We start from the raw sequence: 3,369 nt of genomic DNA on the forward strand, positions 1-3,369 counted from the left end.
GTTCAGCCGCTCCGCGAGCTCGACGGCATAGGCCGGCCCGGCGCCGAACTTCTTCGACAGTTCGTAGGCGGCATGCCCCTTGGTCTGCACCCGCACGAACACGCTGATCGAGCCCGGATCGATGTCGAGAGCCCGCACCACTCGCGTCAGCTTGGTGATCTCGTCCTCATGATCGAGCGAAATGACGCGGATGGCGTATTTCTCCAGCGCCAGCTTGATGTCCGACTGCGCCTTGACCGGGTGCATGTAGAGCATCTCGGCATCGGGGGAAACGGCACGTACGGCGGCGAACTCGCCCGGCGAAGCGACGTCGAAAGCCTTGACGCCGGCTTCGACCAGCGTCTTCAGCACGATCTGCTCGCCATTGGTCTTGACCGCATAGGCGGTCTTGCCGGGGAACATGCCCATGAACTGCCTGGCATCCGCCATCAGCACTTGCGGGCGGAAGCAATAGACCGGATCGTCCGGACGAAGCGCCAGTGCCGCCTCGCGGGCATTCTCGAATCGCTGCATGGACGAATCCTCACTTCGGCTGCGCACAATTAATCCAAGCTAGCGGCTAATGAAAACAATTCTGTGTCTCGTGCGGCTGACGCTGGGGCGCTAGGTCTTTGCCAGCAACGTTTGCCAGCGATCAGGTTTCGGGTGGCTCTTGTCACTGAGTCCGATATGGCTTCTGCCTGACTGACTGGCATTCAGGCCGTCTGGGAGGGCGACTCACATGGCAATAGCCGCGACATCAGCACCGCGCGGGCCGATGGTGCTCAAGGACTGGGGGCAGCTCCTGCTGCTCGGCGCGATCTGGGGCGGCTCGTTCTTCTTTGCCCGCATCGCGGTGGCCGAACTCCCCCCGCTGGTGCTGGTGCTGTTTCGCGTCGCCATCGCCGCGATCGCGCTGCAGATCTATCTCGGCCTGCGCGGTCCGTCCTTCCGCCTCGCACTTCCGCATGCAGGCCTGTTCTTCCTGCTGGCGCTCACCAACAATGTCGTGCCCTTTTCGCTGATCTTCGCCGGCCAGACGGAGCTTGGCGCCGGCGTCGCCTCGGTGCTCAACGCCACGACGCCGTTCTGGACGCTGATCCTCGCCAATGCGCTGACATCGGACGAAAAGCTCTCCTGGAACAAGCTCGCCGGCATTGCGCTCGGCATCGCCGGTACGGCCGTCATGATCGGCCCCGGCCTGCTTTCCGGGCTTGGCGGCCCGGTCTGGGCCAAATTCGCGCTGATCGGCGCTTCGCTGTCCTATGGCATTGCGCTGATGGTCGCCCGCCGCTTCAAGGGCGTGCCCTCGCCGGTCGTCGCCACCGGGCAGTTGACCGCTTCGACCATCATCATGATCCCGATCGTGCTCTTCACCTACGGCCCATCCGGCGTGTTCTCGGCCTCGCCGCCGGTATGGGCGGCGGTGCTGGCGCTGGCACTTCTGTCCACAGCCGTCGCCTACATCCTCTATTTCAACCTCGTCGCCTCGGCGGGCGCTACCAACGCCTCGCTGGTCACGCTTGTCGTGCCGGCCAGTGCCATGCTGCTCGGCTTCCTGTTCCTAGGCGAGCGGCTGGAGCTGTTCGAAATCGGCGGGGGGGTGCTGATCGCGCTCGGCCTCATCACCATCGACGGGCGCGTCCTTGGAAGACGTTAGCGCGTCCTTTGAACCCCCACATCGCCGCGAAAGTCGAATTCGACTTTCGCGGCGGTAGCGCTGCCATGACACGGCAGCGACACGAGCCGGCCACATTTTATTCACAGGTCTGAAGTCGGTATTTGCCTAGGAGTTTCAAAGCCTAACGGCAAAAGACATGTCGCGGATTTCACAATCACGTCGCAATGCAGCACATTTTCCGCTTGCCTGTGGCACAAATGAACCTAGACTCCATGACATAGCTCTTTAAGAGGAGGCTATGTCATGGGACTTACGAGGCCTATCAACGCATTGATGATCTGTGCTGCGTTCGCCTTTATCGGAGCCCTCATTATGGGCTTCCTTCCCTGACCGCCAAAGCGGGGAAGACCAGCACCCAAATAGTCCAACCAATTCAAAAGGCCGGGTTTTCCCGGCCTTTTGTTGTTGAGCCCGACCTCATGCCGCGGCTGATCCGGCGGCCGCCGCCTCGTGCGAGCGAATACCGATCATATGGCAGATGGCAAAGACCAGATCGGCGCGGTTCATGGTGTAGAAGTGGAAATCGCCGACACCGCGCTCGACCAGGTCCATGACCTGTTCGGCTGCCACCGCCGATGCCACCAGCGCATGCGTCTGCGGGTCCTTGTCGAGGCCTTCGAAACGCTCCGCCAGCCAGCCGGGCACATGCGCGCCCGCCCTCGCGGAAAAGTTCGCGACCTGCTTGAAACTGTGAACCGGCTGGATGCCCGGCACGATCGGGATGTAGATGCCGGCGCGGCGAACGCGCTCGACATAGCGCTCGTAGAGATCGTTGTCGAAGAAGAACTGGGTGATCGCCCGCGTCGCGCCATTGTCGACCTTGCGCTTCAGCATCTCGATGTCGGTGGCGAAATCGGGGCTTTGCGGATGCTTTTCCGGATAAGCCGCGACGGAGATGTCGAAATCCGCGATCGTCTTGAGCCCGGCGACCAGTTCCGCGCCATTCTCGTAGCCACCGGGATGCGGCCGGTAGGGCTCGCCGACGCCGGAGGCCGGGTCGCCGCGCAGCGCCACGAACCGGTTGATGCCGATCGATTTGTAATCCCGGATGACCGCATCGACCTCGTCGCGCGTTGCCCCGACGCAGGTCAGATGCGCCGCTGCAGGAATACCGGTTTCCGTCAAGATGCGCTTTACAGTGCGCGCGGTGCGCTCCCGTGTCGAGCCGCCGGCGCCGTAAGTCACCGAGACGAATTTCGGCTTCAGCGGCTCCAGCCTTGTGACCGTCTCCCACAGCCTCGCTTCCATCTCGTCCGTCTTCGGCGGGAAGAATTCGAAGGAAACCCTGACCTTGTCGCCGATGTCGGGGCGGCGGGAAAAGCGGAACTGGTTCATGCGATTTCCCCCATCGAGTTCTCTTTGGCCTGCCTTGTGTCGTTGGAAGGATCGGCAATCAGCAGGCGCCGATCGCGGCCGAGCCAGAGTTTCACGGTGAGCCTCGCCTCATTGCCACCGCGCGGCTCGAACTCCTGGGCATCTTCGAGATCGAGGCCGGCTTCCGAAAACCAGTCGGCGATCTGCCGGTCGGAAAAGCCGAGCCGCATATGCGCATGCTCCTCGCGCAGGAATTCCAGCGCATGCGGCGCGAAATCGACGATGACCAGGCGTCCTGCCGGACGCAAAAGCCGAGCCGCCTCGTGGATGGCGCGGGCGGGATCGTCGAGATAGTGCAGCACCTGATGGATGGTGACGAGATCGAAGGCATCGCG

Annotated in this window: 3 protein-coding genes and 1 pseudogene; 1 reads left to right on the forward strand and 3 read right to left on the reverse strand. The window is 62.6% G+C overall.

The window, feature by feature from the left end; genetic code table 11:
• Window positions 1–513, reverse strand: a pseudogene (locus EN991_RS28570) (ornithine decarboxylase); the annotation flags it as partial.
• Window positions 514–721: 208 nt separating this feature from the next.
• Here EN991_RS28570 and EN991_RS28575 point away from each other — a divergent pair.
• Entirely contained in the window at window positions 722–1,639 is a 918-nt protein-coding gene (locus EN991_RS28575) for a DMT family transporter (RefSeq protein WP_127370000.1), read from the forward strand.
• 438 nt (window positions 1,640–2,077) lie between these two features.
• Here the strand turns inward: EN991_RS28575 and metF are convergent, their stop codons facing one another.
• Window positions 2,078–2,995, reverse strand: coding sequence for a methylenetetrahydrofolate reductase [NAD(P)H] (gene metF, locus EN991_RS28580; protein ID WP_024501484.1), 918 nt, complete (start codon window positions 2,993–2,995; stop codon window positions 2,078–2,080).
• Window positions 2,992–3,369: methyltransferase domain-containing protein (locus tag EN991_RS28585; RefSeq protein WP_127370001.1), on the reverse strand; the 378-nt coding region annotated here is incomplete at its 5' end. The genes metF and EN991_RS28585, both read right to left, overlap by 4 nt.

Source organism: Mesorhizobium sp. M7A.F.Ca.US.005.03.2.1 (genome assembly GCF_003997795.1).
Taxonomy (GTDB): domain Bacteria; phylum Pseudomonadota; class Alphaproteobacteria; order Rhizobiales; family Rhizobiaceae; genus Mesorhizobium; species Mesorhizobium ciceri.

Excerpts from the sequence above, each read along its gene's own strand:
- EN991_RS28575 (WP_127370000.1), top strand. The coding sequence starts at position 722 with ATGGCAATAGCCGCGACATCAGCACCGCGCGGGCCGATGGTGCTCAAG.
- metF (WP_024501484.1), bottom strand. The coding sequence starts at position 2,995 with ATGAACCAGTTCCGCTTTTCCCGCCGCCCCGACATCGGCGACAAGGTC.